The following is a 25226-nucleotide window of genomic DNA, read 5'->3' as shown; positions in this document are numbered from 1 at the left end:
CGGGTGCCGGGCGTTGGACCCGTCATGAGAGCCATCGCCTACACCCGCACGGGTGCCCCCGACGTCCTGCAGCCCGTCGACCGAGACGAGGCCGCCCCCGGCCCCGGCGAGGTGCGCGTCCGCGTCGTCGTCTCGGGCGTGAACCCCACCGACTGGAAGTCCCGCGACGGCGGAGCGCCCGGCCAGGAGCTGCCGTTCCCCGAGGTCGTCCCGAACCAGGACGGCTCGGGCGTCATCGACGCCGTCGGCTCCGGCGTGACCGACCTCGCCGTCGGCGACCGGGTCTGGATCATGCTGGCCGCCCATGGCCGCCCCACCGGCACCGCGCAGGAGAAGACGGTCCTGCCCGTCGACCGCGTCGCGCCGCTGCCCGACGGCCTGTCCTTCGACCTCGGCGCGAGCCTCGGCGTCCCCGCGGTCACCGCCCACCGCGCGCTCACCGTCTCCGAGGACGGCCCTTCGCGCCTCGCGCCCGGCGCCCTCGGTGGGAAGCACGTGCTCGTCGCGGGCGGCGCCGGAGCGGTCGGCCACGCGGCCATCCAGCTCGCGCGCTGGGCAGGCGCGACCGTGATCACCACGGTCAGCTCGCCCGAGAAGGCCGCCCTCGCGACTGCCGCCGGCGCCCACCACGTCGTCGACTACAAGGCGGGCGACGCGGCCGCGGAGATCCAGTCGATCGCACCGGACGGCGTCGACCTGATCGTCGAGGTCGCCCCCGCGCAGAACGCCCAGCTCAACCAGGCGGTCGCCAAGAACCGCGCCTCGGTCGCGGTCTACGCGAACAACGGCGGCGACACCGTCACGCTGCCCGTGGTCGACAGCTTCGTGAAGAACCTGCGCTACCAGTTCCTGCTGCTGTACACGGTGGGCCAGGAGGCGCTCGACACCGCGCGCGCGGACATCCACCTGGCGCTCATCGACGGCGCGCTGCCGGTCGGCGAGGACGCGGGCCTCCCGATCACGCGCTTCCCGCTGGAGCGCACGGCCGACGCCCACCAGTCCGTCGAGGACGGCGTGACCGGCAAGGTGCTGATCGACGTGACGCCCGCCTGATCCGACGGGCCCCGGACGACGGATGGCCGCACCGCCCTCGGGCGATGCGGCCATCCGTCTGCCCGCCGCAGCCCGGCTGCGGCGGTCGCGGGCTACTCGGTGCCCGCCACCCGGCGCCCCGAGCGCGGCGGTCGGCTGAGCAGACGCTGCATCACGAGCGGCGCGAGGGCGCTCGCGTTGAGGCAGGTGGAGATCAGGAACGTGATGGCGAGCAGGTTCGTCGGGATGTCCCATGCGTCACCGAGGAGGTGCAGCGCGAGCACCCCGAGCGAGACGGCGAGCAGCAACCACGACGATCCGCGGAGCCACCGCGGGGTGCGTGCCCCCGCGAGGGCGACGACCGCCATGACGGCGGCGTTGGCGATGGCGAGGGCGAGCGGGCCGGTCATGCGGCCCCTCCACCCGTGGTGCGGTGCTTCCTGGCGTGACCGTGCATGTTGTCGTCCCCCTTCGACGGGCCGGATGGCCTGCCTCGACTCTTCCGCAGGGGGAGCGTCGAGTGAAGTCGGCGCTATCGGGGACAAGAGCCCGCCCGGGCGCGTCGTCAGCGCGCGGCGCGCACCAGCGGCGTCGCATCCGAGAGGTCGAGCCCGACGTCGACCAGCTCCACGCGGCCCGCGAGCGCACGGCCGGGGCCCTGCATCAGGCCGGGCTTGCCCGCGCCGAACGTGACCGTGACGTCGGCGGGCAGCACGGTGGGATCCGGCACCTGGCCATCGTCGCAGCCGACGCCGCTCGGGATGTCGCACGCGATCACGGCGGGACCGCCCTCCGCGGTCACGACGGGCAGCAGCGCGGCGACGACCCGGCGGCCCTCGCCGCGGAGAGCCGGGCTGTCGGTGGTGCCGATGCCGAGGATCCCGTCCACGACGAGCACCGACGAGCGCGCGATGTCCGCGAGGGTCGCGTCGTCCAGCTCGTCCGCGGAGGTGACGGGCACCCCGGCCGCGACGGCCTGTGCGGCGCCGGCCTCGTGGATGCGCCCGGCCGTCCGGATGACGCCCACCTCGCGGCCCTCGCGCGCGAGCTCGGCCGCGGCCAGCAGCGCGTCGCCGCCGTTGTTCCCGGCGCCGACCAGCACGAGCACGGGACCGTCGGGCGCCTCGGCGCGGCAGACGCGCGCGAGACCGGCGGCGGCGACGCGCATGAGCTGCGCCCCGGCCGCGAGCAGCGGCGCCTCGGCGGCGCGGATGGCCGCGGCCGCGTATCCGTCCGCGATCGAGCCGGGATCGGTCACGAGGGCGCGATCCGCTCCACCAGCAGCTCGGCCCACGCGCGGTAGACGCGGCCGTACAGGGTGTCCTCGGGGTTCGGCGCGGTGAACTCGGGGATCCGCCAGGCCGGGAAGGGGACGCTGTCGGCCCGGTCGTGGCGCGCGACGACCCGGCGGGTGCTGTGGTTCAGGGCCTCGGCGTGGCGTCCGACAGGACCGGCGATGAGCGGGGGCGTGACGGGCGAGATCTCGAGCGGCGGCACCTCCGTCACGAGCACGAGCGCGCCCTCGGGCATGCGCGCCTGCATGCCCGTGATGCACGCGTCGAGCAGCGACTCCCAGAGCGGCGTCGGGGTGTAGCGGATGGCGTCGCCGATGCCCAGGGCGAGGACGGCCACGTCGGTGCTCGCCCAGGCGGGGAACGCGTCGAGGCCCGCGCGCCAGGAGCGAGCGGTGAAGTCGGGGAACGCCTGCACGGACCAGAAGACGCCGCGGCCGGTGCGCGCGGCGAGCTTGTGCGCGACCTGCCCGGCGACGCCCAGGTCGTGCGACACGGTCTGGTAGCCGACTGCGGTGCCCTCACCCACGACGGCGAGGCCGAAGGGATCCGGACCCGGGAGCGAGCCCGTGGGGGAGTCGCGGGGGAAGGTGGCGCGACGCATCTCGCGGTAGAGCACGCGGTACTGGAGCCGCCCGATCGTGGCCGAGCGGAGCGACGCGAGCGGCCCGGCGGAGAGGGCCCGCGAGCCCGCTGCGGGCTCGACGGCCCACGCGTCGGACGGGTCCGCGGCGTCATCGCGACCCGGTTCGGCGTCGGAGGGCGGTGCGCCGGTCATCGCAGCCCGTCCTGTCCGTCGCGACGCCCCCGGAATGGGGACGATCGCAGGATATCCCGCGCACGGGCACCCCCTCCACCGCGACGGCGGATGAGGGGGTGCCGGGAGGGCGGATCAGGCCAGGATGTCGCGGACCATGGGCGCCACGATCGTGCCGTAGCGCTCGATCCCGCCCATCATCCGCTCGTGCGAGAACGGGCCGGCGCTGTACTTCAGGTCGAAGCGCGTGGCGCCCACGGCCTTCAGCGTCGCGGCGATCTTGCGGGCGACGGTCTCCGGGGATCCGACGTACAGAGAGCCGTGCTCGATCTCCTGCTCGTAGGAGGCGCGGGCGAGGGGCGGCCAACCGCGGTCCTTGCCGATGCGGGCGTGCATCACCTGGTAGTCGGGGAAGAAGGCCTCGCGTGCCTCTGCGTCGGTCTCGCCGACGTACCCGGGCGAGTGGATCCCGACGGGCAGCCGCGGCTGCTCGAGCTGGTCGAGGGCGCGCGCGAACAGGTCGGCGTAGGGCGCGAAGCGGTGCGGCTCGCCGCCGATGATCGCGAGCATGAGCGGGAACCCGTGGCGCGCGGCGCGCACGACCGACTCGGGGCTGCCGCCGACGCCCACCCAGGTCTTTATCCCGTTCGCGGTCTTGGGGAACACGTCGTGCTCGGTGAGGCCGGCGCGCGTCGAGCCGCTCCAGGTGACGGGCGTCTCCTTGACGAGCTCGGCGAAGAGGCCGAGCTTCTCCTCGAAGAGGCGCTCGTAGTCGCTCAGCTCGTAGCCGAACAGGGGGAACGACTCGGTGAACGAGCCGCGGCCGAGGATGACCTCCGCGCGGCCGTCCGAGACGGCGTCGAGGGTCGCGAAGCGCTGGAAGACGCGCACCGGGTCGTCCGAGCTGAGGACCGTGACGGCGGATCCGAGGCGGATGCGGGAGGTCTGCGCGGCGATGGCGGCGAGGGCGACCTCGGGGGAGGAGATCGCGTAGTCGTCGCGGTGGTGCTCGCCGAGGCCGATGAAGTCGATGCCGACCTGGTCGGCCAGCACGCCCTCGGCGACGACGTTGCGGATCACCTCGGCGTAGGGCAGCTCACGGCCGTCCGGTCCGACCGTGACGTCGCCGAACGTGTCCAGTCCGAGCTCGATCTCCTGCGCCATGCTGCCCTGCTTCCCTGATCCTTGATCCATGCGAACGTATGCATTCAGGTCAACTGTAGGGGCGGGGTCCGCATTCCCGCGAATCGCGCGCGCGGCGCGGCGGGTCAGTCGGCGACGGGCTCGGCGCGCGCGATCTCCGTGTCCTCGACGCGTGACTCCGGCATCAGCAGGCCCGCGACGACCGTCGCCAGCGCGCACATGCCGACCGCGAGGAACACGGCACCGGACGCGGCGATCACGGCGTCCGGATCCCTCTGCCCGCCGGCCGACGCGGCGAAGATCGCGTTGGCGATCGCGCCGAAGACGGCGACGCCCACCGCGCTGCCGATCGAGCGCGCGAAGAGGTTCGCGCCCGTGACGACGCCGCGCTCGCCCCAGCCGACGCTCGACTGCGCGCCGATGAGGCTGGGCGTCGCGACGAGGCCGAGCCCGAGGCCGACCACGAAGCAGCCGGCCGCGATCCCGGCGAGCGTGGGCGTGCCGGCGAGCGCCGCGATGGATCCGGTGCCGACGATCGTGAGCGCCATGCCGATCAGCACCGTGCGGCGGAAGCCGATGCGGAGGTACAGGCGGCCGGAGAGCGACGCCGAGATCGGCCAGCCGATCGTGAGCGCCGCGAGCGCGAGGCCGGAGACGAGCGGCGTGACGCGCAGCGACCCCTCGAGGTAGGTGGGCACGTACGAGGTGAGGCCGATGAGGATCGCGCCGACGCCGAGCGAGACCAGCGTGGTCGTGAGGAGCAGGCGCCGCGAGAACACCCAGAGCGGGAGCACGGGCTCGGCCGCGCGGCGCTCCACGAGCAGGAACGCGACGATCAGCACGGCGCCGACCGCGAACGCGCCGATGCTCGGCACGGAGTCCCACGCCCACGCCTGGCCGCCCTCGAGCACCGCGAGGATCAGGAGGCTGAGGCCGACCGTGAGGAGCGCGGCGCCCGCGTAGTCGACGCGGTGGCGCTTCCGCTCGATGGACTCGTGGAAGCGGCGGACGATCATCCAGCCGGCGAGGAGGCACAGCGGCACGTTGACGAAGAAGATCCAGCGCCAGGTCGTGAACTCGGAGAACACGCCGCCGAGCGTCGGGCCGACGACGCTCGAGACGGCCCACACGCTCGCGAGGTAGCCCTGCGTCTTCGCGCGCTCGGCGACCGTGTAGATGTCGCCCGCGATCGTGATCGCCATGGGCGCCACCGCGCCGGCGCCGAGGCCCTGGATCGCGCGGGCCGCGATGAGCGCGGGCATGCTCCACGCGAACCCGCACAGCACGGATCCCACGAGGAACAGGCCGATGCCGATGAGGATGATCGGCTTCCGCCCCACGGTGTCGCTGAGCTTCGCGTAGAGCGGCACCGAGACCGCCTGCGCGAGCAGGTAGATGGAGAACAGCCACGGGAACGACGCGAAGCCGCCGAGGTCGTCCACGATGGACGGCACCGCTGTGGCGAGGATGGTCGAGTCGATGGCCACGAGGCCCGTCGTCATCATCAGGGCGATGAGGATGGGTCCGCGCTCGGATCGGAATCCGACGCCAGTGGTGTCAGTCATGAGCCTCCCGGGTCGAACGGTGAACGGCCGGGAGGTCGACGGCATTCCCGCGACGCGCGATCGATGTGGTCGACTGGGATCCCCACCGGAAGGACCATCTGTGACGTTCCGCTCGCCCGACGCATTCACCACCCGACCCACGCTCCGCGGCACGTTCGGCATGAGCGCCTCCACGCACTGGCTCGCGTCCGGCACCGGGCAGGCCGTGCTCGAGCGCGGCGGCAACGCGTTCGACGCAGCTGTGGCCGCCGCGTTCGTGCTGCACGTGGTCGAGCCGCACCTCAACGGGCCGGGCGGAGACATGACGGCCGTCGTGCACGTCGCGGGGGAGGAGGCGCCGAGGCTGCTCATGGGGCAGGGATCCGCGCCCGCCGCCGCGACGCCCGAGCGCTTCCGCGCCGAGGGCCTCGACCGCGTGCCCGGCGCGGGCGCCCTCGCCGCGGCCGTCCCCGCCGCCGTCGACGCCTGGCTGCTGCTGCTGCGCGACCACGGCACATGGGAGCTCGCCGACGTGTGGGCGTTCGCCATCGGGTACGCGCGGGACGGGCATCCCGTGCTCGAGAGCGTGCGCCGCACCATCGCGGGCGTGGCCGACCTGTTCCGAGAGCACTGGTCGGCGTCGGCCGCGTTCTGGATGCCGGACGGGGAGGCGCCCGTCGCGGGCTCGCTCGTGCGGAACCCGGCGTGGGCGGCGGCGATGGAGCGGATCCTCGCCGAGGCGTCGACCGCAGCCGGACCGGAGGCGACGCGGTCGCAGCGGATCGAGGCCGTGCGCACCGTCTGGGCCGAGGGCTTCGTCGCGCAGGAGATGGTCGCGAGCGTGCGGGATCCGCACCGGCACTCCACGGGCGCCGACCACGCGGGGCTGATCACCGCAGAGGACCTCGCCGGCTCGCGCGCGTCGTGGGAGGACGCGGTGTCGATCGGGTTCCGGGGCTTGCGCATCTGGAAGACCGACGCGTGGGGCCAGGGCCCGGCGCTGCTGCAGGCGCTCATGATCCTCGACGGGTACACGGACGACGAGATCGACCCCGCGACGCCCGCCGGGATCCACCGCATCATCGAGGCGCAGAAGCTCGCGCTGGCCGACCGCGAGGCGTACTACGGCGACGCCGTGCCGGGCGGCGCGCCCCTCGACGTGCTGCTCAGCCCGGAGTACGCGGCCGCGCGGCGTGCGCTCATCACGGACGAGGCGTCGCACGAACTGCGTCCCGGGCGCATCGACGGCGTGGAGCCGTTCCTCCCGCCGCTCGTGGTCGAGGGCGACGCGCCCGCGTCCGCCGGCGGCACGGGGGAGCCCACGCTCTCCCGCACGGGCGAGACCCGCGGCGACACCTGCCACCTCGACATCGTCGACCGGTGGGGCAACATGATCTCCGCCACGCCCTCCGGCGGCTGGCTCCAGTCGTCGCCGTTCATCCCGTCGCTCGGCTTCTGCCTCGGCACGCGCCTGCAGATGACGTGGCTCGAGCCCGGCGGCCCGTCGTCGCTCGTGCCGGGGCGCCGGCCGCGCACGACGCTCACGCCCACGCTGATCACGCGCGACGGCGAGCCCGTCGAGGCGCTCGGCTCGCCCGGCGGCGACCAGCAGGACCAGTGGCAGCTGCCGTACCTGCTGCGCACGATCGTCGGCGGGTTCTCGCCGCAGCAGGCCGTGGACGCACCGACGTTCCACACGACGAGCGTCCCCGGGTCCTTCTGGCCGCGCACCTGGACGCCCGGCGGCCTCGTGGTCGAGGGTCGCGTCGGTGACGACGTGATCGCCGACCTGCGGGCCCGCGGGCACGAGGTGGAGGTCGTGGGGGATTGGACGCTGGGGCGGCTCTCCGCCGTGACGCGGGATCCCGCCACCGGCCTGCTGGGAGCGGCGGCCAACCCGCGCGGGGCGCAGGGGTACGCGGTCGGGCGATGACGCTGGATCGGCAGATCGCGTCGGCGCTCATCGCGGATCACGCGCGGCGCCGCGTGGGCAGCGACGCGGCGCTCCGGGCGGCCTCGGCGCCCGGCCGCTTCGTCGCGGAGCCGGACGCCGCGACGCCCGCGGTCGGCATCGTGCTCGGCGCGTCCGAGCAGCGGAACGCGACCTGCGGCGACGTGGTGGACCTGCGGGTGCTCGCGTCGGATCCCGCGCACCCTCCCGTCGACGCGGCCGCGGCCGTGGATCCCGCCGCGCGCATCGCCGTCCGCTGGCACGGTCGGGGCTGCACGGTCTCGCAGGCGTCCGCGTCCATGCTCGCCGAGCTCCTGGAGGGGCGCACGGCCGCGGAGGCGTCGACGCTCGTCGTCGAGCTGCGCGCGCTGATCCGCTCCCACGAGCTGCGGCCCGGCGCGGAGGACCGGCTCGGCGACGCGCTCGCCCTCGCCGACTCCGGCCGCTACCCGCTCCGCGGCACGTGCGCGCTGCTCGCCTGGCACGCGCTCGAGGAGGCGCTGGCGCGCTGACCCGGATCCGTCAGCCGTGCGCGCACGTCTCCTCGGCCGCGGTCTGACCCGTCACGTCCTTCGGCAGGACCGTGCCGGGATCGGCGGTCGCGCTCGTGCCGCCGGCATCCGCGGAACCGGGCGACGCCGACGGCGCGGGGGTCGACGGGGGAGCTTGCACACCGCCGCCGATGGAGCCGGGTGCGAGGCTGAAGTCGGAGTCGGAGGACACGACGCCGATGAGCTCCTTCCCGGCCTGGGTGTCCGGGTCGACGCGACCGTCGTCGCGTCGGACGCTCGGGTACTGCACGAAGCTGAAGCGGTCGGCGGGGATGTCCTTGACGGTGAGGGCGATCGAGGCGATGGCCGCCGGGTTGTCCATGGAGGTCGACAGGCTCATGTTCTCCACGACCGCGCGGGCGATCTCGTAGACCTTCGCCGGGTTCGTCAAGGTGCCGCTGCTCGTCACCGCGCGGACGAGGGCTCCGAGGAACACCTGCTGGTTGCTGATGCGATCGATGTCGCTCGCATCGCCGACGCCATGGCGGGTTCGTAGGAACTCGGCGGCCTCGTGGCCCTGGATGACGTTGATGCCGGCCGGCAGGTCGAGGCTCGTGTACTTGTCCTTGATGGGCTTGGCCAGGCACACGGGGACTCCGCCCACGGCGTCGGACACCGCTTCGACGCCCTTGAACTGCACGACGCCGGCGTAGGGGATGTCGATCCCCGTGATGCTCTTGATGGTGCGGACGACGCAGCCCAGCCCGCCGCGGCTGAGCGCGGTGTTCAGCATCACGTGGGTCGCTCCTGGGACGTCCGACCCGCCGTCCTCGCTCTTGCACGACGGGATGTCGACGAGCATGTCGCGGGGGAACGAGATGGCGGTCGCCCGCGTGTGATCCGCGCTGATGTGCACCAGGACGGTCGCGTCGTTGAGTCGACCCGTCCCCACGACCTTCGGATCACCGAACCCGTCCCCTTGTCCCTCGCGGCTGTCGCTGCCGACGAGGAGGATGTCGGCGCCGCCGTCGAGCCCGCCGAGGTTCGGGGGGGGAGAGCGGCGCCGTCCGAGATGTCCACGGAGTTCGCGGAGACGGTGCGGCTGAGGTCCCACGCCGCGATGGCCGCGATCGATCCGGCGCTGATGGCGGCTACGGCCACGATCGCGACCAGGAAGCGGATGACCGGTCGAGCGGGACCTGGCCGGCGCAGTCGTCCGTGTCGCGCGATGCCGGCCTGCGGGGATCGTGCAGTACCGGATCCCCGCTCTCCGGTGAGCTCTGGCTCGTCGTCGTCATCGAAGGGCAAGGTCGCTCCTGTGCTCGGTCGGTGCGGTGCCGGATCGCGTGCGGCGCGGGATCCGCGCATCGCGGAGCGCGGACGGCGGAAGGGGAATCCCGGACGCGGGGGGTCACCGTACTGCGCGGCGGCGTCACCGCGAGCGGATCCACACGGAGCGCCGAGGGCGGTCGGCGCTGCCCCGGCGCATCCGTCCCTGCGTCAGGTGCGAGCGTCGACGTCCGCGCCCGCGCTGAGGTCGGCGGCCTCGACGAGCTGGGCGTCGTGCGAGGCGAGGTAGCCGCGGGCGCCCGCGTCACCGCGCACCTCTGCGGCGAGCGGCGCCCAGTGGGCGCGTCCGATCAGTGCGGGGTGTCCCGGGAGCCCGAGGAAGACGGCCTGGCGCAGGGTGGACGGGTCGACGGGAGCGGCGTCGAGCACGCGGCGGACCGTGACGGCGTCGAGGTCGGGCACATCGACCGGGACGACGGCGAGGGCGACGGGCTGCGGATCCACGGTCGCGGCGGCCCGGAGCGCCGCGCGCAGGGAGGCGGACATGCCGTCGGCCCAGTCGTCGGCGCGGACGACTACCGCGCGAGCGGCCTCGGGGAGCGTGAGGAGCAGCGTCGCCGCCTCGTCGGCGGAAGCGCCGAGCACGACGAGCACGGGGGAGCAGCCGGCGTCGGCGAGCGCGCGGATCGCGGTCGCGACCCACGGCGTGCCGTCGGGATGCGTCGCGAGCGCCTTGGGGCCGCCGAACCGGGTGCCCGCGCCGGCGGCGAGCACGACGCCCGCGATCCGCTTCGTCGAGCGCCCGTCGTCGTCCGCGTCCCGTGATCCCGCCATCCGCCCATGGTAGGAGCGCTCTCGCCGCCTCTCACCGCCTCTCACCGCCTCTCGCCGTGCCCGGCCGCCCGGCCTACGCTCGATCCATGGATCCCGACACCGCGTTCGCGCTCGCCCTCACCCTGACGCTCGGCGTGCCGGTGCTCGTGATCGTCGTCGCCGTCGTGCTCGTCGTCGCGAAGGCCCGCGGCGCCGGCTGGGGCTGGTACCTCGTCGGGACCACGATCGTCGCGCTCGTCCTGGCCCTGGGTCTCGCCGTGCTCGCCGCGTGGGCGACGCGGGACGTCGTCGGGCAGCCCGACGTGGGCGCCGGCGCCTTCGGGATCGTGCTCATGGGCGTCATCGGCGCCGTCGCGACGTTCGTCATCGGGCTCATCGCGGGCACGGCCGGCCTCATCGCGTCCGCCGTCCGCCGTCGCGACCGCGTGCCGTCCTCCGCCCTGGTCCACGGCTGATCCGGCGCGCCCCCCGTGCACGACCGTCGCGCCGCCGCGCCCGAAGCCGGATCAGCGACCGCGTCCGACCGCCCGCTGCCCGACGGGATCGCCTCCACCGGCGACCGCCTGCCGCCGCGCCGCCGCCCTGATCGCACCCGACCTCCCGGCCGCGTCGCCCGCGCGGCGACGGGCGTCGCCACCCGCGTCGGCCCGACCGGGACCTTCGCCGCGTTCCTGATCCTGGGCCTCCTCGTCATCACCGCCGCGTCGAGCCTGTTCGCGGGCCTCTACGTCGCGGTCGTCGACGACGACAGCGTCGCGCTCCTCGACGAGCCCGCGCTGCACCTGGCGATGGACGTCCGCACGCCGTGGCTCGACACCGCCGTCACCGCCTTCACCGAGGTCGCGGGCGTCTACGCCGTGCCGATCGTGGGCGTCGCGATGATCGTCGCCCTCGCGATCCGTCGGCGCCAGTGGGTGCCGGTGGTGCTCGGGCTCACCGCGGGCGCCGGATCCCTGCTCATGACCGAGGTCGGCAAGGAGCTCGTCGGCCGCGACCGCCCGCCGCGCGCCGACGCCGTGCCGCCCTACGAGACGTCGCCGTCGTTCCCGTCCGGCCACACCCTCAACGCGAGCGTGGTCGCCGGGATCGTCGCGTACCTGCTGGTGCTCCGGCAGATGCGGCGGGCGACGCGCGTGCTCACCTATGTCGTCGCGATCGCGTTCGCCGCCTCCGTGAGCCTCAGCCGCGTCTACCTCGGCCATCACTGGCTCACGGACGTGATCGCGGGCTGGCTGCTGGCGCTCGCGTGGCTGGCGCTCCTGGTCGTGGCGCATCGCGTGCGGCTGCGGCTGGTGGAGGGGCGCGAGCGGGACGCCCGGGAGGACACCTGAACTGGCGGGCGACGTCAGCCCGCCGACACCCGCCGGCCCTGCACGTGCACGCCCGAGATGGCGGGCTCGCGGAGCCCCATCAGCAGGGTGAACAGGATCTGGTCGGTGGCGCGCGCGTCGTCGTCCGCCCGGATCCCGTGGGCGAGCGTGAGGGCGAGCGGCTCCCAGAGGTCCGGCGTGATGGTCAGGAAGTCGGCGTCCTTGCCGACGTCGAGGTTCCCGTAGCGGTCCTCCATGTCGAGCGCGCGGGCGCCGGCGAGCGTCCCGGTGAAGAGGAGCTCGGCCGCGTCGATCTCCACGCCCGCGTCGCCCGGCTCGGAGAGGTGCACTTTGAACGCGTCGTTGAGCACGCGGGAGACGAGCCACTCGTCGCCGGCGCCCACGTCGGATCCGATCGCCACGTTCACGCCCGACGCGACCGTGCGCCGCCACGGCATGGTGCCCGACCCGAGGAACTGCTGCGACGTCGGGCAGTGCGCGATGCTGCTGCCCGTCTCGGCGAGCCGCGCCAGCTCGGAGTCCTGGCAGTGCACCGCGTGGGCGAACACGCTGCGGCGGCCGAGGAGGCTCGATCCGCCCCGCTCGGACCCGGGCAGGAAGAGCCCGTCGTAGGTGTCGAGGTAGGTCTCGGTGCCGAAGACCTCGCGGACGGCGGCTATCTCGCCCGTGCCCGGCCGGTCGTTCTCGTTGAGGTGCGAGTGGAAGTGGACGCCCTCGCCGCGCGCCACGTCGTACAGCTCGCCGAGGCCGCGGAGCGTCGTCGGCGTCACCGAGAGGCTGAAGCGGGGCACGATCGCGACCTGGAGCGTGGCCGTCGTCGCGTCGCCCGTGTCGACGGCGTGCCAGCGGTCGATCTCCGCGCAGGACAGCGCGATCGCGTCCTCCTCCGAGGTGAGGAGCGGGGTCGCGGGGCCGGAGCCGACCGTCTGGATCCCGCGGCCGCTCACCAGCCGGAGCCCCGCGTCGCGGGAGGCCTCGAACAGGGCGTCCTGGGCATGCGGGAACGCGGATCCGAACACCAGCGCGCTCGTCGTGCCCGCCATGATGCGGCGGCGCGTGAAGTCCGCCGCGATCATGCGCGCGAACCCCTCGTCCTCGAGGCGCGCCTCGGACGGGAACACGCACGAGTCGAGCCACTCGAGGAGCTGGCCGCCGCCGTGCGCGCTCGTCGTGTAGGTCTGCGGGAAGTGCACGTGCGCGTCGACGAAGCCGGGGATCAGGAAGTCGGAGGCGTCGCCGTGAACGGGCGCGTCCGCGAAGGCGGCGGGCAGCTCGCGGAACGGGCCGAGCCAGGCGATGCGGCCGGCGTCGTCGACCGCGAGCGCGCCGTCGGGCACGGAGACGAGGTGGCGGCGGGCGTCCTCCACGCGCGGGGACCCCTTGATGTGGAGGACGTGGCCGCGGTGGACGGCGCGGCGGGAGTCCGTCGTGGGCGATGCGGTGTGGTCGGTGGTCCGGGGTTCGCTCATGCGGGGGATCCGTTCGCTCGGCTGGTGCGCGGCGGTGCTGGACGGCGGGCGCCCGAGGGCACCACGCGGAGGGCCGGATCCTGCGGCGGCGCGGCGTCGCGTCGCGCGGGATCGGGAACCCGGTCGATCGTCGACCTCGGGACGGGGCGCGCGCTCCGACACGCCGCGCCCGACGGCGGCGCTCAGGAAGCGGTGACCCTTCTCGGTCAGGTCAGGTCGGCGGGCGTCGTCCGGGCCCGGTGGCCGAGGCCGAGCCCGAGTCGGCGTCGCTCGCGCCCGCAGCGGCCGGTGCGTCGGGGGCGCGATCCTGGTCGAGCAGCGGCTGCAGGAGCACGTCGATCTCCGCGACCCGGCGTCGGCGGACCACGGCCATGCCCGCGACCATCGCGGCGACGACCGCCGGCAGCGTCCAGGCGTACGGCGGACCGCCCAGCACACCGAGCGCGATCGTGCCGACGAGGAGAACGGCCGCGACGAGCACCGCCCACGGTCCGCCGAGCTGGTCGTGCACCTCGCGGCGGCGGAGCAGGAGGAACCGCCAGGAGTCCGCGTCCTCCTCGGCGTCGGCGGGCAGGCGTCCGTCGTCGATCGCTTCGGACACGTCGACCCAGCGCATTCGCGATGGCGTACCGCGGCGCCGCATGGAGAGGACGACCGTGATGATGAGGCCGGCGACCGCGCCGACCGTGAGCGTCCCGAGGAGCAGGCCCACGTCCGGCTCGCGGCCGAACCCGACTCGCGCGTAGGTCATGACCGCGGTGTAGGCCACGGCGACGCCCATCGCGGGCACGATCGCGGGCGCCTCGGCGAGCCGGCGCCGGGCGCGCCGCCATCGACCGTGCGTCGGAGGCGCGGTGCCGTTCGTCGACGTCATGCTCGCTCCCCGGATCGGTCGGGCGCCGGATCGTCGCGCGTGCTGCACATCATCCAGCAGCCGGGGGAATCCGGTCGTCGGGGGCGGGCGGCGCCCAGCTGGCGTGCCGCTCCTCGTCGACCCGTGCCGACTCCTGCAGCGAGATGAGCAGGGCGTCGACGGCGTCGCGGCGACGACCGCGCGAGACGATGTTCGACATCCCCCAGGTCACGAAGACCGCCAGGAACACCAGTCCGGCGATGGCCCGGTCACCGTTCGCCCCGTTGAGGAACGTCAGGGCCACTACGACGACGAGACCGATCGGGACGATCCACGCCTCCTGCCGGATCTCCGAGCGGCGGCGCTCCAGTGCCGCGACCCAGGCGCCGAGGTCCGCGCCCGCCGGGAGCTCGCCGTCCTCGGCGGCCTCAGACACCTCGACCCAGCTGGGGGTGCGGGCCCAGCGTCGGCCCCGGATGCGTCGCGAGCCGATCATCAGCGCGCCGAACACGAGCGCGAGGCCGGCACGGAGGAGCAGCGCGAAGCCGACCTCGTTCCACCCGGCGAAGTCGATGAGGGTCAGGAAGCCGAAGTAGACCGCGGCGACGGCGAGCACCTGCACGACCGCGGGCGCGTCGGCCCAGGCGCGGCGGATCCGCCGGAACAGGGGTTGCGGGCGGTCGGGTGCGGTCGATGCCATGGGTCCCCCTCGGACGGCGTCGGATGGTCGCGCGACCCCGGGGGAGGATCCCCCCGGCATCCGCGTCCCACCCTACGCAGGGGCCGTGCGAGGCTTGACGCGGGCGGTAGCATCCCGATCCGTCGGGCCGCCGCCCTCCCCGTCCCGCTCCGCGCCCGCCCGTCGGCGCTCCCGTCCCGGAGGTGCCGTGCTCGAGATCGCCGCCGAGGTGCTCGACGCCCTCGCCGACGGCCGCCGCCTCGCCGTCGCGTGCGTCACGGACGTGCTCGGCAGCGCCCCGCGCACCGCCGGCACCGCGATGGCCGTCGACGACGCCGGTCGCGTCATCGGATCCATATCCGGCGGCTGCGTCGAGGGCGCCGTCGTCGAGGTGGCCCACGGCGTGCTCGAGGACGGGGCGCCCGCGCTCACGTCCTTCGGGGTCAGCGACGACGACGCGTTCCAGGTCGGCCTGACGTGCGGCGGGCGGATCGGCGTGGTCGTGGTCGAGGTCGCCCCCGCGGGCGACGCGCGGTCTCCGATCCCGGCCGCGGTGCGCGCCGCGCTGGAAGACGCGCGCGCCGGCCGCGCCGCGTCGCTCGCGCTCGTGCTGGATGGGCCGGCCGTCGGCGCGTGGATCGCCGGGGCCCCCGACCCCGAGGCCGACGCGGCCGTCGGCGCCGACCCCGCCCGCCGGATCCGCGCCGAGCTCGCCGCCCGCCTCGCCGCCGGCCGCTCGGGCACCACGGAGGTCGACTGCGCCGACGGGCCCCTGCGCGTGCTGCACCTCGTGGCCGCGCCGCCGCCCCGCCTGCTCGTCTTCGGCGCCGTCGACTTCTCCGCCGCCCTCGCCGACGCCGCCGCGCTGCTCGGCTACCGGGTCACGGTGTGCGACGCACGTCCGGCCTTCGCTACCCGCGCGCGCTTCCCGTCCGCGCACGAGGTGGTCGCCGAGTGGCCCGACGAGTACCTCGCGCGCACCGAGGTCGACGCCCGCACCGTGATCTGCGTGCTCACCCACGACGACCGCTTCGACGTGCCGCTGCTGGTCGCCGCGCTCCGCCTGCCGGTCGCGTTCGTCGGGGCGATGGGATCCCGCGCCACCGACGTGCGCCGGAGGGCGCTGCTCGTCGAGGAGGGCCTGACGGAGGCCGAGCTCGCGCGCCTGCGCTCGCCCATCGGCCTCGACATCGGCGCGTCCACGCCCGAGGAGACGGCGGTGTCGATCCTCGCGGAGGTGCTCGCCGCGCGGGCTGGATCCGCGGGCGCGCCGCTCACCATGACCACCGGGCCCATCCACCGCGAGCGCACGTGACCGCCGCCGCGTCCGCCGCCCCCGCCCAGCCCGGCCTCGCCCGCCGCCTCGGCCTCCTCGACGCCACCGTCCTCGGTCTCGGTGCGATGATCGGCGCCGGGATCTTCGCCGTCATGCCCGCCGCCGCCCGCGCGGCCGGCGGTGGCCTGCTCCTCGGCCTCGCGATCGCGGCGGTCGTCGCGTTCTGCAACGCCACGGCGTCCGCCCAGCTCGCGGCCCGCTACCCGTCGTCCGGCGGCTCGTACCTGTACGGCCGCGAGCGCCTCGGGGAGTGGCCGGGCTTCCTCGCGGGCTGGTCGTTCGTCATCGGCAAGACCGCGAGCTGCGCGGCCATGGCCCTCACGTTCGCCGCGTACGCGGTGCCCGCCGCATGGCAGCGGCCGGTCGCGGCGCTCGCCGTCGTCGCCCTCGCGGTGGTCGGCTGCCTCGGCGTGACCCGCACGGCCCGGCTCGCGCGCGTGATCATCACGGTGGTCCTCGCGGTGATCGCGCTCGTGCTGGTCGCCGGTCTCTTCGCAGGCGGACCGACCGCCGCCGCGGGCCCGGTCGCGGGAGTCGTCGACACGACGCCGTATGGCGTGCTCCAGTCGGCCGGGCTGCTGTTCTTCGCGTTCGCGGGCTACGCGCGCATCGCGACCATGGGGGAGGAGGTGCGGGATCCGGCGCGCATCATCCCGCGCGCCATCCTCCTGGCGCTCGGCGGCGCGCTCGTCGTCTACGCGCTCGTGGCCGTGACGCTCCTCGGGGTGCTGGGGGAGGCGCGGCTCGGGGGATCGACCGCGCCGCTCGCCGACGTCGTGCGTTACGCGGGCTGGGGGTGGGCGGTGCCGGTCGTCGGCGTCGGTGCCGCGGCCGCGTGCCTCGGCGCGCTGCTCGCGCTCCTCGCCGGGATCGGGCGCACGTCGCTCGCGATGGCGCGCGAGGGCGACCTGCCGCGCGCGCTCGCGGTCGTGCACCCGCGGTACCGGGTGCCGCAGCGGGCCGAGATCGCGGTGGCCGTGGTGGTCGTGGCGCTGGTGCTCACGGTGGATCTCCGCGGCGTCGTCGGCTTCTCGTCCTTCGGCGTGCTGCTGTACTACGTGGTCGCCAACGCGGCCGCGTTCACGCAGGAGCGCGCGGACCGGCGGTACCCGCGGGCGCTCCAGGTGCTGGGCGTCGTGGGCTGCCTGGTGCTCGTGGCGACGCTGCCGGGAGCGTCCATCGCCGTGGGAGCCGGCGTGCTGCTGGTCGGGGTCGTCGGGCGCGCGGTCGTGCTCGCCCGTCGGCGCCGGGCCGCCGCCACGCGCTGATCGCCGCGACCGACGTCCCCGCGGCTATTCCCGCGTCCCGCGCTCCCCGAGCGTCGTCGGGCTGTCGAACCGCGGCTGCGGGCCGCCGCCGTGCAGGAGCCGCCACACGCGGTCGCGCGACATCGGCAGGTCGTGCGGGCGGATCCCGATCGCGTCGCGCACCGCGTTCGCGAGCGCCGGTGCGACCGGGTTGTAGGGCGCCTCGCTCATCGACTTCGCGCCGTGCGGCCCGTTGTCGTCGTGCGTGCGGGCGAAGAGCACCTCGGTCACGGGCAGGTCGGCGAGCTGGGGGATGTGGTAGTTCCGCAGCACGTCCGTGAGGATCCGCCCCTCGCCGTCGTGCACGACCTCCTCGAACATGGCCGTGCCGAGCGCCTGCGCCGTCCCGCCCTCGACCTGGCCGCGCAGCTGCGCGGGGTTCAGCACGGTGCCGGCGTCGACGGCCTGCACGGAGCGGAGGATGCGGACCTCGCCGGTCGCGGGATCCACGGCCACCCGGAACGCGTGCACGTTGAACGCGAGGGAGCGCAGCGCGCCGTCCTCGTGCGCCTGGGCGGACAGGCCGTCGGGCCCGACCAGCTCGGCGACCGGGACCGCGACGCCGTCGGCGACCAGCGCGTCCGGCGTGAGCGCGAACGCGTCGGCGGCGATCCCCGTGCGGGCGGCGGCCGCCTCCCGCAGCAGGTCGGCGAGCGCGGTCGCGGCCCCGTGCACGGCCTTGCCCGCGACGACGGTCCCCGCGGACCCGAACGCGCCCGTGTCGTAGCGGGTGACGTCGGTGTCGGACTGGCGGATGCGGATCCGGTCGGGCGTCGTCCCCAGCGCGGTCGCGGCCAGCTGCGCGTGCACCGTGGTCGTCCCGTTGCCGAACTCGGCCGTGCCGACGGACACCGTCACGATCCCGTCCGCCGCCAGCGCCACGGTCACGTCGGCGAAGTGCCCCCTGGGCGGCATCGTGGCGATCATCGCGGCGGCCATGCCCTCGCCCACGAGCCAGCGGTCCCCGGCCGGCACCGGATCCCCGCCGCCATCGCGCAGCGCCCGCTCGGCGAGGTCGAGGCACTGGTCGAGCCCGTAGCTGCCGCCGAAGCCGAGGTCCGGGCCCTCGGCGTGCGTGATGATCAGCGGGTCGCCCGGCACGACCGCGTTCCGCCGCCGGATCTCGAAGCCCGAGATGCCGAGCCGCCGCGCCAGCTCGTCGAGCGCGGACTCGATCGCGAAGATCACCTGCCCGAGGCCGTAGCCGCGGAACGCGCCCGACGGCAGGTTGTTCGTGTAGACGCTCTGCGCGTCCACGCGCTTGGCCGGCGAGCGGTAGAGCGCGATCGACTCGTTGCAGCCGTGGAACATGACGCCGGGCCCGTGGTTGCCGTACGCGCCCGTGTCGCTGAGCACGTCGACCGCGAGCGCCGTGAGCACGCCGTCGGCGGTCGCGCCGGCCGTGACGCCGACGCGCATCGGGTGCCGCGCGGGGGAGAGCGTGAACTCGTCCGACCGGGTGAACTCCAGCTGCACCGGGCGCCCGGTCGCGAGCACGGCGAGGGTGACGACGTCCTCGGTGAGGATCTCCTGCTTGCCGCCGAACCCGCCGCCGACGCGCGCCGTGAAGACGCGCACCTGATCCGGCGTGAGCTCGAACAGCCGGCAGATCTCGCGCTGCACGAGGAACGGGACCTGCGAGCTGGTGCGGAGGACCAGGCGGCCCTCCTCCATCCAGCCGATGGTCGCGTGCGTCTCGAGGTGCGCGTGCGCGACCCGGTGCGTGGACCACGTGCCCGAGACGACCTCGTCGGCGCGGGCGAGCCCGGCCGCCACGTCGCCGTGCTCGCCGTGCATCTCCGCGACGACGTTGCGCTGCGGGTCGGCGAGGCGCGAGACGGCGGGATCCTTGTCGCCGTGCACGAGCGGAGCGCCCGGCCGCCTGGCGTCCTCGGGGTCGAAGACGGCGGGCAGGACCTCGTAGTCGACCTTCACCAGCCGCACGGCGGCCTCGGCGATCCCGATGTCGTCGGCGATCACCGCGGCCACGCGCTGCCCGCGGAATCGCACGACGTCGTCGAAGACGCGGCTGTCGTCGGGGTCGTCGAAGCGGTCCTCGTGGCGGGCGGAGGAGTAGAGCGTGGCGGGGGAGTCGTGGTGGGTGAGCACCGCGTGCACGCCCGGCAGCGCGAGCGCCTCCGACGTGTCGATGGAGCGGATGCGAGCGTGCGGGTGCGGGCTCCGCACCAGGCTCGCGTGCAGCAGGCCGGGGATCGCCACGTCGAGCGTGTACGGCTCGAGGCCGCTGACGACGCGCTCGCTCGCGGGGGCGTGCAGCGACGTGCCGACGCGGCCGGTCTGGGCGCGCTCGGCGGCGCGGACGTCGTCGCGCTCCGCGGTCCGGGCGTCGGCGGTCGCGGCGGGAGCGGATCCCGTCGCCCGCACCGGCCCGAGACCCTCCGGCCGCCCGCCGCCGCAGCCCTCGGCGTGCGCGTGGTCCGCGCCGCCGTGCTCCCCGCGGATCGCCTCGTCGATCGCCCGGTACCCGGTGCACCGGCAGAGGCTGCTCTTCATCAGCCGCGGCAGGTCGTCGAGGTCGTCATCTCCGAGCGACGCCGCCGTCACGACCATGCCGGGCGTGCAGAACCCGCACTGGAACCCGGCCGCATCCACGAACCGCTCCTGCACCGGATGCAGGTCACCCGGGGTCCCGAGCCCCGCCGCGGTCGTGACCTCGCGGCCCGCCGCCCGGAACGCCGGCAGGATGCACGAGTGCACGGCCTCGCCGTCGAGGAGAACGGAGCACGCCCCGCAGTCCCCGGAGTCGCAGCCCTTCTTCACGCTGAACACCTCGTGCGCGCGCAGCCAGGTGCGCAGGCTCTGGCCGGGCGCCGGCTCTCCCGGGATCTCGCGGCCGTCCACGGTCATGCTCACGGGCGTGCTCCTGCCGTCGTCGTGGCGGCGGCGCCGGGCGGCGTGCCGCGCTCGCCGGATGCCGGCCCGTCGCCGGAGCCTGCCGCATCGCCCGCCAGCTCCGCGCGGATCTCCTCCGCGAGCAGCGCGCTCACCGCCCGGCGCCAGTCGGCGGCTCCGTGCGCGTCGGTGAACCAGGATCCGATCGCCGTCACGTCGTCCGCGAGCGCCGCGGCGGCCGGCAGCGTCGGGTAGCGCAGCAGCTCGGGCCGGAGCGTGGCGCCGGTGACGGTGAGCGTGAACGCGCCGCCCTCGTCGAGCCGCCCGATCACGACGGAGCCGGACCTCCCGATGGGCGACAGCGCGATCTTGCGGAACGCCGTCCGGGCGCGCAGCGAGGCCGCCGGCACGTGGATCGAGCGGAGCACGTCGCCCGGGCGGAGCGCGGTGGTCCGGTCGCCGGTCACGAGCTCCGCCACCGGCATCCGCTCGTCGTGGGCCGGTTCGTCGACGGTTGCGGCCCGCCAGATGAGCGCCTCGGCGTCGAGCGCGGAGGCGAGCGCCGTCATCGGCCCCGCGGGCAGCGCAGAGCAGACGTTCCCGCCCACGGTCGCGACCCGCCAGATCTTCGTCGACCCGAACAGCGCCGTGCACGCCTGCAGGAACAGCGGGTGCGCCGCCCAGCCGTCCCGCGGCGGGATCCCGGCGACCTCCGCGATGGTGCACGTCGCGGCGATCTCGAGCCCGTCGACCGTGACGATGAGCGACTCCCAGCCGAGCGCGTGCAGGTCGACGAGACCGGTGAGGTGCGGGTGGGGCTCGGCGAAGATGCCGGATCCGCCCGCGAGCGCCGCCACGCTCGGCCCCAGGGCGGCGAGGTCGCCGCGCGTCCGGGCGGGCACTACGGAGCGGACGGTGGGCTGGTCCATGGGTCTCCTCTGAGGGCGTCCCGGTCGACGGCCGCGGGTCCTCCGGGGGAGCGCGGGCGTGCGTGGGGTGTGACAGCGATCCTCGCATCCGCCCGGCCCCGCCCCCGCCGGCGCGCCCCCGAGTTGCCGCCGTCGGGACGCGCTGCCACGCTCGGGTCGAGACCCGGGGAGACCATGAGAATCCGCATCACCGCCAGCGCCGCCCGTCCCCGCCGTCGATCGCCCGGACACGCCGCGCTCGCCGCGACCGGATCCGCGCTCGCCGCGTCCCTGCTCCTCGCCGGCTGCGCCTCCGCCCCCGACGGCCCGCCCGCCCCGCCGTTCGACGCCGTCGCCCTGCCACCCGAGGCGCCCACCGCGGTCCCTGACCAGCGCGTCGCCGCGGGCGAGGTCGTCGCCCTCGCGAGCGCGGACGCGGACGGGGCCGCCGGTCCCGTCGTCGCCACCTCCGTGCTGGGCGTCGCCGAGGGCCGGCCCTCCTACTGGTCCGGCTTCGAGGACGGCGCGCGCTTCGCCGACCGGATCCCGTTCTTCGCGTTCGTCCAGACGCGCTGGCTCGAGGGCGAGCGCGGCCCCGCGAACGGTCCGGTCCTCCGCCCCTTCCTCGCCGACGGCACCGAGGTCGACATCATCCAGCGTGAGGTCGGCGGCGTCAGCGCCTCCGCGGAGTGCCCCTACGAGATGCCCGTCCTCCGCCCGGACGACGGCCACGCCGCCGAGGAGCACCTCGAGTGCGTCGTCTACGCCGTGCCGAAAGGCCAGGAGCTCGCCGAGCTGCGCTGGCACGACGTCCCGCGCACCGTCCTCGAGACGCCGGATCCCGCGACCCACCCGTTCCTCGCGGCGCCCGTCGTCTGGGAGGTCGACGCCCTCCCCGCCGCCGAACCCGAGGGCGAGGCCGAGGGATGACGCCGCCGCGCCGCGCGCGCCGCGAGCTCCGGGCCGCCGCCGTGCTGCTCCTCGTGCAGGGCGTGCTCATGGAGGGCCTGGTCGCCGTGGGGCTCGTCGTCCTGCTCGCGCTCGGGATCCCGCAGGCCGCCATCACGGACCACGCCGAGGTCTTCGCGCTGCCCTACCTGCGCGAGAACCTCTACCCGATGATGGCGATGAGCGGGATCTTCGCCGCCCTCCGCATCACCGCGGCCGTCGGCCTCTGGCGGGACCGGCTCTGGGGCCTCGCGCTCGCCTGCGTCATGTGCGTAGTCACGCTCGTCCTGATGGTGTTCCTGCTGCCCGCGGGGCTCCTCGACGGCGTGCTCTCCGGCACTGCCCTCGTGCTCCTCCTGCACGCGCGGCTCGGGCGCGACGCGACGGGCGCGGTGCGCTCCGCGCTGGGCCCGGCCGACCGCGCCTGATCCGCCGAGAGCCCCCGACCGGGGGCGCGCACCCGCGCTCGGTAGAATGGTCCGTCGCCACCCGTCGGGTCAGGCGACCGCACCAGGCACACGAGAAGCACCAAGGGGATGATCCATGGCGGGCAGCGCACGGCAGTTCAACGTAGCGCTCGAGCCGACGGTCGATCCCGCCACCAGCGAGGAGGAGTTCTCCCGCCAGGACGACGCGGTCGCCCCCGCCCCCGCCACGTGGCCCACCACGCACCACCGCCCCGACGTCGTCGTCCGCAAGGGCCTCGCCACGCTCGTCAACCGCTCGCTCACGCCGCACCAGGCGCTCGTCACCGACCTGCTCTTCATCCGGGACGCGCTGCTCGCGACCGGCATCGACTTCTGGCTGATCCGCGGCAACGACGAGCGCCCGGTCATCGCCATCGACGTGCAGAACCGCGACACGGTCGTCCGCGCCCTCGTCGCCGCGTGCGCCGACGAGCCGCTGTACGCCAAGACGGTGGATGGCCGCCGCCGCCCGCCGCTGCTCGTCGCCGACGGCCGCCTCACCGACAACCCCGACGCCGGGATCTTCCGCCTCTACCGCCCGCGCATCGAGCCGGTGGGCCTCCTGGCGTACGGCGCGTCCACCGCGGTCGAGCTGCAGTTCTTCCGCTTCGAGGGCGAGACCATCGTCTGGCCGGTCGAGAACTCGCTCACGCGCGAGATCCTGCCCGCCGCGGAGGTCGTGCCCACCACGGTCGAGATGTACGGCCACGAGTGGAAGACGCTGCGCGGCATGTTCGACGCGCAGGCGTCCGACATCACGTTCGACATCGACATGGTCTTCTCCTGGGTCGACGGCAACGACCCGGAGTTCCAGAAGCGGCGTGCCGAGCGCATGAAGGACGTCGTGGTCGGCGAGGGCGACGACTCCGAGGCCCGCTTCCGCCAGATCGACGAGCTCAAGTACGCGCTCCGCTCCGTCTACCTCTTCGCGCCGTGGGTGCGCCGGATCTTCATCGTCACCGACTCCCCGAAGCCGTCGTGGCTGGCCGACCACCCCGGCGTCACGTTCGTGCGCAGCGAGGAGTTCTTCACGGATCCCGCCGGGCTGCCCACGCACAACTCGCAGGCCGTCGAGTCGCAGCTCCAGCACATCCCGGGGCTCAGCGAGCACTTCCTCTACTCGAACGACGACATGTTCTTCGGCCGCCCCGTGCAGCCCGGCATGTTCTTCTCGCCCGGCGGGATCACGAAGTTCATCGAGGCGTCGACCCGCATCGGCCTCGGCGACAACGACTCCGACCGCAGCGGCTTCGAGAACTCGGCGCGCGTCAACCGGCGCCTGCTCATGGACCGCTTCGGCCGCCTCATCACCCGTCACCTCGAGCACGCGGCCACCCCGCTGCGCAAGAGCGTGCTGCTGGAGCTCGAGCAGGAGTTCGCGGAGGACTTCCACCGCACGCAGCTCAGCCGCTTCCGCTCCAGCACCGACATCTCGGTGACCAACTCGCTGTACCACTACTACGCGCAGATGACCGCGCGCGCGGTGCAGCAGGAGAACGCCAAGGTCGCCTACGTCGACACGACGTCGCGCGCCGGGCTGGATCTGCTCCCCGGCCTCCTGAAGCGCCGCTCGCAGGACTTCTTCTGCCTCAACGACGGATCCTTCCCCGAGGTGCCGGCCGAGGAGCGCCAGGAGCGCGTGCAGGACTTCCTCGAGCGCTACTACGGCATCCCGGCGCCGTGGGAGGCGGAGGTGGCCGGCGCCGCCGACCTGTCCGGCGCGCCCGCCGCTCCGGCCGAGTGACCCGCGCGGGGAGCCCCGCCGACCGCACGCCGTACGAGGTGCTCGGCGTGGATCCCGCGGCCGACACCGCCGCCCTCCGCGCCGCGTACCGTCGGCTCGTCCGCGCCACCCACCCGGACACCGGCGGCGAGGCGCACCTGTTCCACGCGGTGCAGCGCGCGTGGGAGCTCGTGGGGGATGCCGACGACCGCGCCGCGTACGACCGAGGCCAGGGCCGCACGACGACCGCGGACGACGACCCGCTCGGCCCGGACGACGCCGGGTACGCGCCCGCACCCGGATCGGGCACCCGGCTCGGCGCGACCGTCCACGGGGTCGCGGGCGCGCTCGCCCGCGCCCACTACCTCGACCGCGTGGCCGAGTGGCAGGGCGTCGCGCCGGGGACCGACCTCGGCGTGGATCCCTGGGCGCCCGAGCTGGTGCGCCGCGCGCCGCGCGACGTCCGCTGGCTCCTCGCGAAGGCCCTGGCCGAGGAGGCGACCGCGCGGGCCGCGGCGTCGCTCGGCATGGGCGCCACGATCTTCCACGACGTGCGCCCGCTCGCGGGCGCGGGCAAGGTCGACCACGTCGTGCTCGCCCCCGCCGGCCTCTTCGCGCTGAGCTCCGAGGACTGGGGCACGGCCGTCCAGCTGGTGCGCGGCGAGCTGCAGCCCGTCGCGGCGGATCCCGACGGCGCCTTCGCCCCGGGCGACGCGCCCGTCACGTGGCTGGTCGGCGCCGCCCGCTCGCTGGCTGCCTCTGCGGGCGTGCGCTTCGCGGCCGCGGTGGTCGTCGTGCCGGACGACGCGCTCGCCCAGCCCGTCGAGCGCGTGGAGCGCGGGCCCAACCGCGGCGCGCTCGTCGTCCGGCGATCCGTCCTGCCGCTCGTGCTGCGCGACGGCGTCTCGGAGGAGGGGCGGCTCAGCGTCGCCGATCCCTACGCCGTCCGGGCGCTGCTCCGCGAGCGGCTGACGCTCCTCGATCCCGCCACGGGCTGACCTCGCGCCGTCCGGGCTGC

23 protein-coding genes are annotated in these 25226 nt (G+C 74.9%); 11 read left to right on the top strand and 12 right to left on the bottom strand.

The window, feature by feature from the left end; genetic code table 11:
• The first annotated feature begins 24 nt into the window (after window positions 1-24).
• Window positions 25-1053 carry an NADPH:quinone reductase gene (locus tag NL142_RS10140; protein ID WP_435079225.1) on the top strand — a complete coding sequence of 343 codons (1029 nt, stop codon included), beginning with the start codon at window positions 25-27 and terminating at the stop codon, window positions 1051-1053.
• A gap of 92 nt (window positions 1054-1145) precedes the next feature.
• On the opposite strand, the gene NL142_RS10135 is transcribed toward NL142_RS10140, so the two are convergent.
• The 5 genes from NL142_RS10135 to NL142_RS10115 all read right to left on the bottom strand — a co-directional run bounded on the left by NL142_RS10135 (window position 1146) and on the right by NL142_RS10115 (window position 5789).
• Entirely contained in the window at window positions 1146-1442 is a 297-nt protein-coding gene (locus NL142_RS10135; protein ID WP_435079223.1) for a hypothetical protein, read from the bottom strand.
• 155 nt (window positions 1443-1597) lie between these two features.
• Window positions 1598-2290 (bottom strand): NAD(P)H-hydrate epimerase, encoded by a 693-nt coding sequence (locus tag NL142_RS10130; protein ID WP_435079221.1) that lies wholly within the window; start codon window positions 2288-2290, stop codon window positions 1598-1600.
• Window positions 2287-3102 (bottom strand): SGNH/GDSL hydrolase family protein, encoded by an 816-nt coding sequence (locus NL142_RS10125; RefSeq protein ID WP_194682335.1) that lies wholly within the window; start codon window positions 3100-3102, stop codon window positions 2287-2289. The genes NL142_RS10130 and NL142_RS10125 overlap by 4 nt, the downstream gene beginning before the upstream one ends.
• 114 nt (window positions 3103-3216) lie before the next feature.
• A complete protein-coding gene (locus tag NL142_RS10120; RefSeq protein WP_435081593.1) occupies window positions 3217-4245 on the bottom strand; it encodes an LLM class flavin-dependent oxidoreductase in 1029 nt (342 codons plus the stop codon).
• Between the two features lie 104 nt (window positions 4246-4349).
• The gene (locus tag NL142_RS10115) at window positions 4350-5789 is read right to left on the bottom strand and encodes an MFS transporter (RefSeq protein WP_435079219.1); all 1440 of its coding nucleotides are present in this window, start codon (window positions 5787-5789) and stop codon (window positions 4350-4352) included.
• A gap of 100 nt (window positions 5790-5889) precedes the next feature.
• Between NL142_RS10115 and NL142_RS10110 the strand changes: the two genes are divergently transcribed.
• On the top strand, window positions 5890-7701 hold the full coding sequence (locus NL142_RS10110; protein WP_435079217.1) for a gamma-glutamyltransferase family protein: 1812 nt from the start codon (window positions 5890-5892) through the stop codon (window positions 7699-7701).
• The gene (locus NL142_RS10105) at window positions 7698-8231 is read left to right on the top strand and encodes an iron-sulfur cluster assembly scaffold protein (RefSeq protein WP_435079215.1); all 534 of its coding nucleotides are present in this window, start codon (window positions 7698-7700) and stop codon (window positions 8229-8231) included. The genes NL142_RS10110 and NL142_RS10105 overlap by 4 nt, the downstream gene beginning before the upstream one ends.
• A 10-nt stretch (window positions 8232-8241) precedes the next feature.
• On the opposite strand, the gene NL142_RS10100 is transcribed toward NL142_RS10105, so the two are convergent.
• A complete protein-coding gene (locus NL142_RS10100; RefSeq protein ID WP_435079213.1) occupies window positions 8242-9162 on the bottom strand; it encodes an LCP family protein in 921 nt (306 codons plus the stop codon).
• A gap of 548 nt (window positions 9163-9710) precedes the next feature.
• Window positions 9711-10334, bottom strand: a complete 624-nt coding sequence (locus NL142_RS10095) for a nucleotidyltransferase family protein (protein WP_435079211.1) — start codon at window positions 10332-10334, stop codon at window positions 9711-9713.
• Between the two features lie 86 nt (window positions 10335-10420).
• Here NL142_RS10095 and NL142_RS10090 point away from each other — a divergent pair, with 86 nt between their 5' ends.
• Window positions 10421-10789 carry a hypothetical protein gene (locus tag NL142_RS10090; protein ID WP_435079209.1) on the top strand — a complete coding sequence of 123 codons (369 nt, stop codon included), beginning with the start codon at window positions 10421-10423 and terminating at the stop codon, window positions 10787-10789.
• A 15-nt stretch (window positions 10790-10804) separates the two neighbouring features.
• On the top strand, window positions 10805-11665 hold the full coding sequence (locus NL142_RS10085) for a phosphatase PAP2 family protein (protein WP_435079207.1): 861 nt from the start codon (window positions 10805-10807) through the stop codon (window positions 11663-11665).
• A gap of 14 nt (window positions 11666-11679) precedes the next feature.
• Here the strand turns inward: NL142_RS10085 and NL142_RS10080 are convergent, their stop codons facing one another.
• The 3 genes from NL142_RS10080 to NL142_RS10070 form a co-directional block, all read right to left on the bottom strand.
• Window positions 11680-13134, bottom strand: a complete 1455-nt coding sequence (locus NL142_RS10080; protein WP_435079205.1) for an amidohydrolase family protein — start codon at window positions 13132-13134, stop codon at window positions 11680-11682.
• A 211-nt stretch (window positions 13135-13345) separates the two neighbouring features.
• Window positions 13346-14008, bottom strand: coding sequence for a hypothetical protein (locus NL142_RS10075; protein WP_435079203.1), 663 nt, complete (start codon window positions 14006-14008; stop codon window positions 13346-13348).
• Between the two features lie 49 nt (window positions 14009-14057).
• Window positions 14058-14687 carry a hypothetical protein gene (locus NL142_RS10070; protein ID WP_435079201.1) on the bottom strand — a complete coding sequence of 210 codons (630 nt, stop codon included), beginning with the start codon at window positions 14685-14687 and terminating at the stop codon, window positions 14058-14060.
• A gap of 187 nt (window positions 14688-14874) precedes the next feature.
• Between NL142_RS10070 and NL142_RS10065 the strand changes: the two genes are divergently transcribed.
• Complete coding sequence (locus NL142_RS10065) at window positions 14875-15981, top strand: XdhC family protein (protein WP_435079199.1); 1107 nt, start codon at window positions 14875-14877, stop codon at window positions 15979-15981.
• Window positions 15978-17270 (top strand): APC family permease, encoded by a 1293-nt coding sequence (locus NL142_RS10060; protein ID WP_435079197.1) that lies wholly within the window; start codon window positions 15978-15980, stop codon window positions 17268-17270. The genes NL142_RS10065 and NL142_RS10060 overlap by 4 nt, the downstream gene beginning before the upstream one ends.
• A gap of 24 nt (window positions 17271-17294) precedes the next feature.
• Here NL142_RS10060 and NL142_RS10055 read toward each other — a convergent pair whose 3' ends face one another.
• The gene (locus NL142_RS10055) at window positions 17295-20183 is read right to left on the bottom strand and encodes a molybdopterin-dependent oxidoreductase (protein ID WP_435079195.1); all 2889 of its coding nucleotides are present in this window, start codon (window positions 20181-20183) and stop codon (window positions 17295-17297) included.
• Window positions 20180-21091 (bottom strand): FAD binding domain-containing protein, encoded by a 912-nt coding sequence (locus NL142_RS10050; RefSeq protein ID WP_435079193.1) that lies wholly within the window; start codon window positions 21089-21091, stop codon window positions 20180-20182. The genes NL142_RS10055 and NL142_RS10050 overlap by 4 nt, the downstream gene beginning before the upstream one ends.
• Window positions 21092-21265: 174 nt before the next feature.
• On the opposite strand from NL142_RS10050, the gene NL142_RS10045 reads away from it, so the two are divergent.
• The 4 genes from NL142_RS10045 to NL142_RS10030 all read left to right on the top strand — a co-directional run bounded on the left by NL142_RS10045 (window position 21266) and on the right by NL142_RS10030 (window position 25206).
• Window positions 21266-22000: a hypothetical protein gene (locus NL142_RS10045; protein WP_435079191.1), complete on the top strand. Its 735-nt coding sequence runs from the start codon at window positions 21266-21268 to the stop codon at window positions 21998-22000.
• A complete protein-coding gene (locus NL142_RS10040) occupies window positions 21997-22446 on the top strand; it encodes a hypothetical protein (protein ID WP_435079189.1) in 450 nt (149 codons plus the stop codon). Before NL142_RS10045 ends, NL142_RS10040 begins: the two co-directional genes overlap by 4 nt.
• A gap of 115 nt (window positions 22447-22561) precedes the next feature.
• The gene (locus NL142_RS10035; RefSeq protein ID WP_435079187.1) at window positions 22562-24229 is read left to right on the top strand and encodes a stealth family protein; all 1668 of its coding nucleotides are present in this window, start codon (window positions 22562-22564) and stop codon (window positions 24227-24229) included.
• On the top strand, window positions 24226-25206 hold the full coding sequence (locus NL142_RS10030; RefSeq protein ID WP_435079185.1) for a J domain-containing protein: 981 nt from the start codon (window positions 24226-24228) through the stop codon (window positions 25204-25206). Before NL142_RS10035 ends, NL142_RS10030 begins: the two co-directional genes overlap by 4 nt.
• Window positions 25207-25226 lie beyond the last annotated feature (20 nt).

The organism is Clavibacter quasicaliforniensis, from assembly GCF_051201715.1.
GTDB lineage: Bacteria > Actinomycetota > Actinomycetes > Actinomycetales > Microbacteriaceae > Clavibacter > Clavibacter seminis.
The sequence above is the reverse complement of the archived record's forward strand: the minus strand, read 5'-3'. Positions and strand labels throughout refer to the sequence as shown.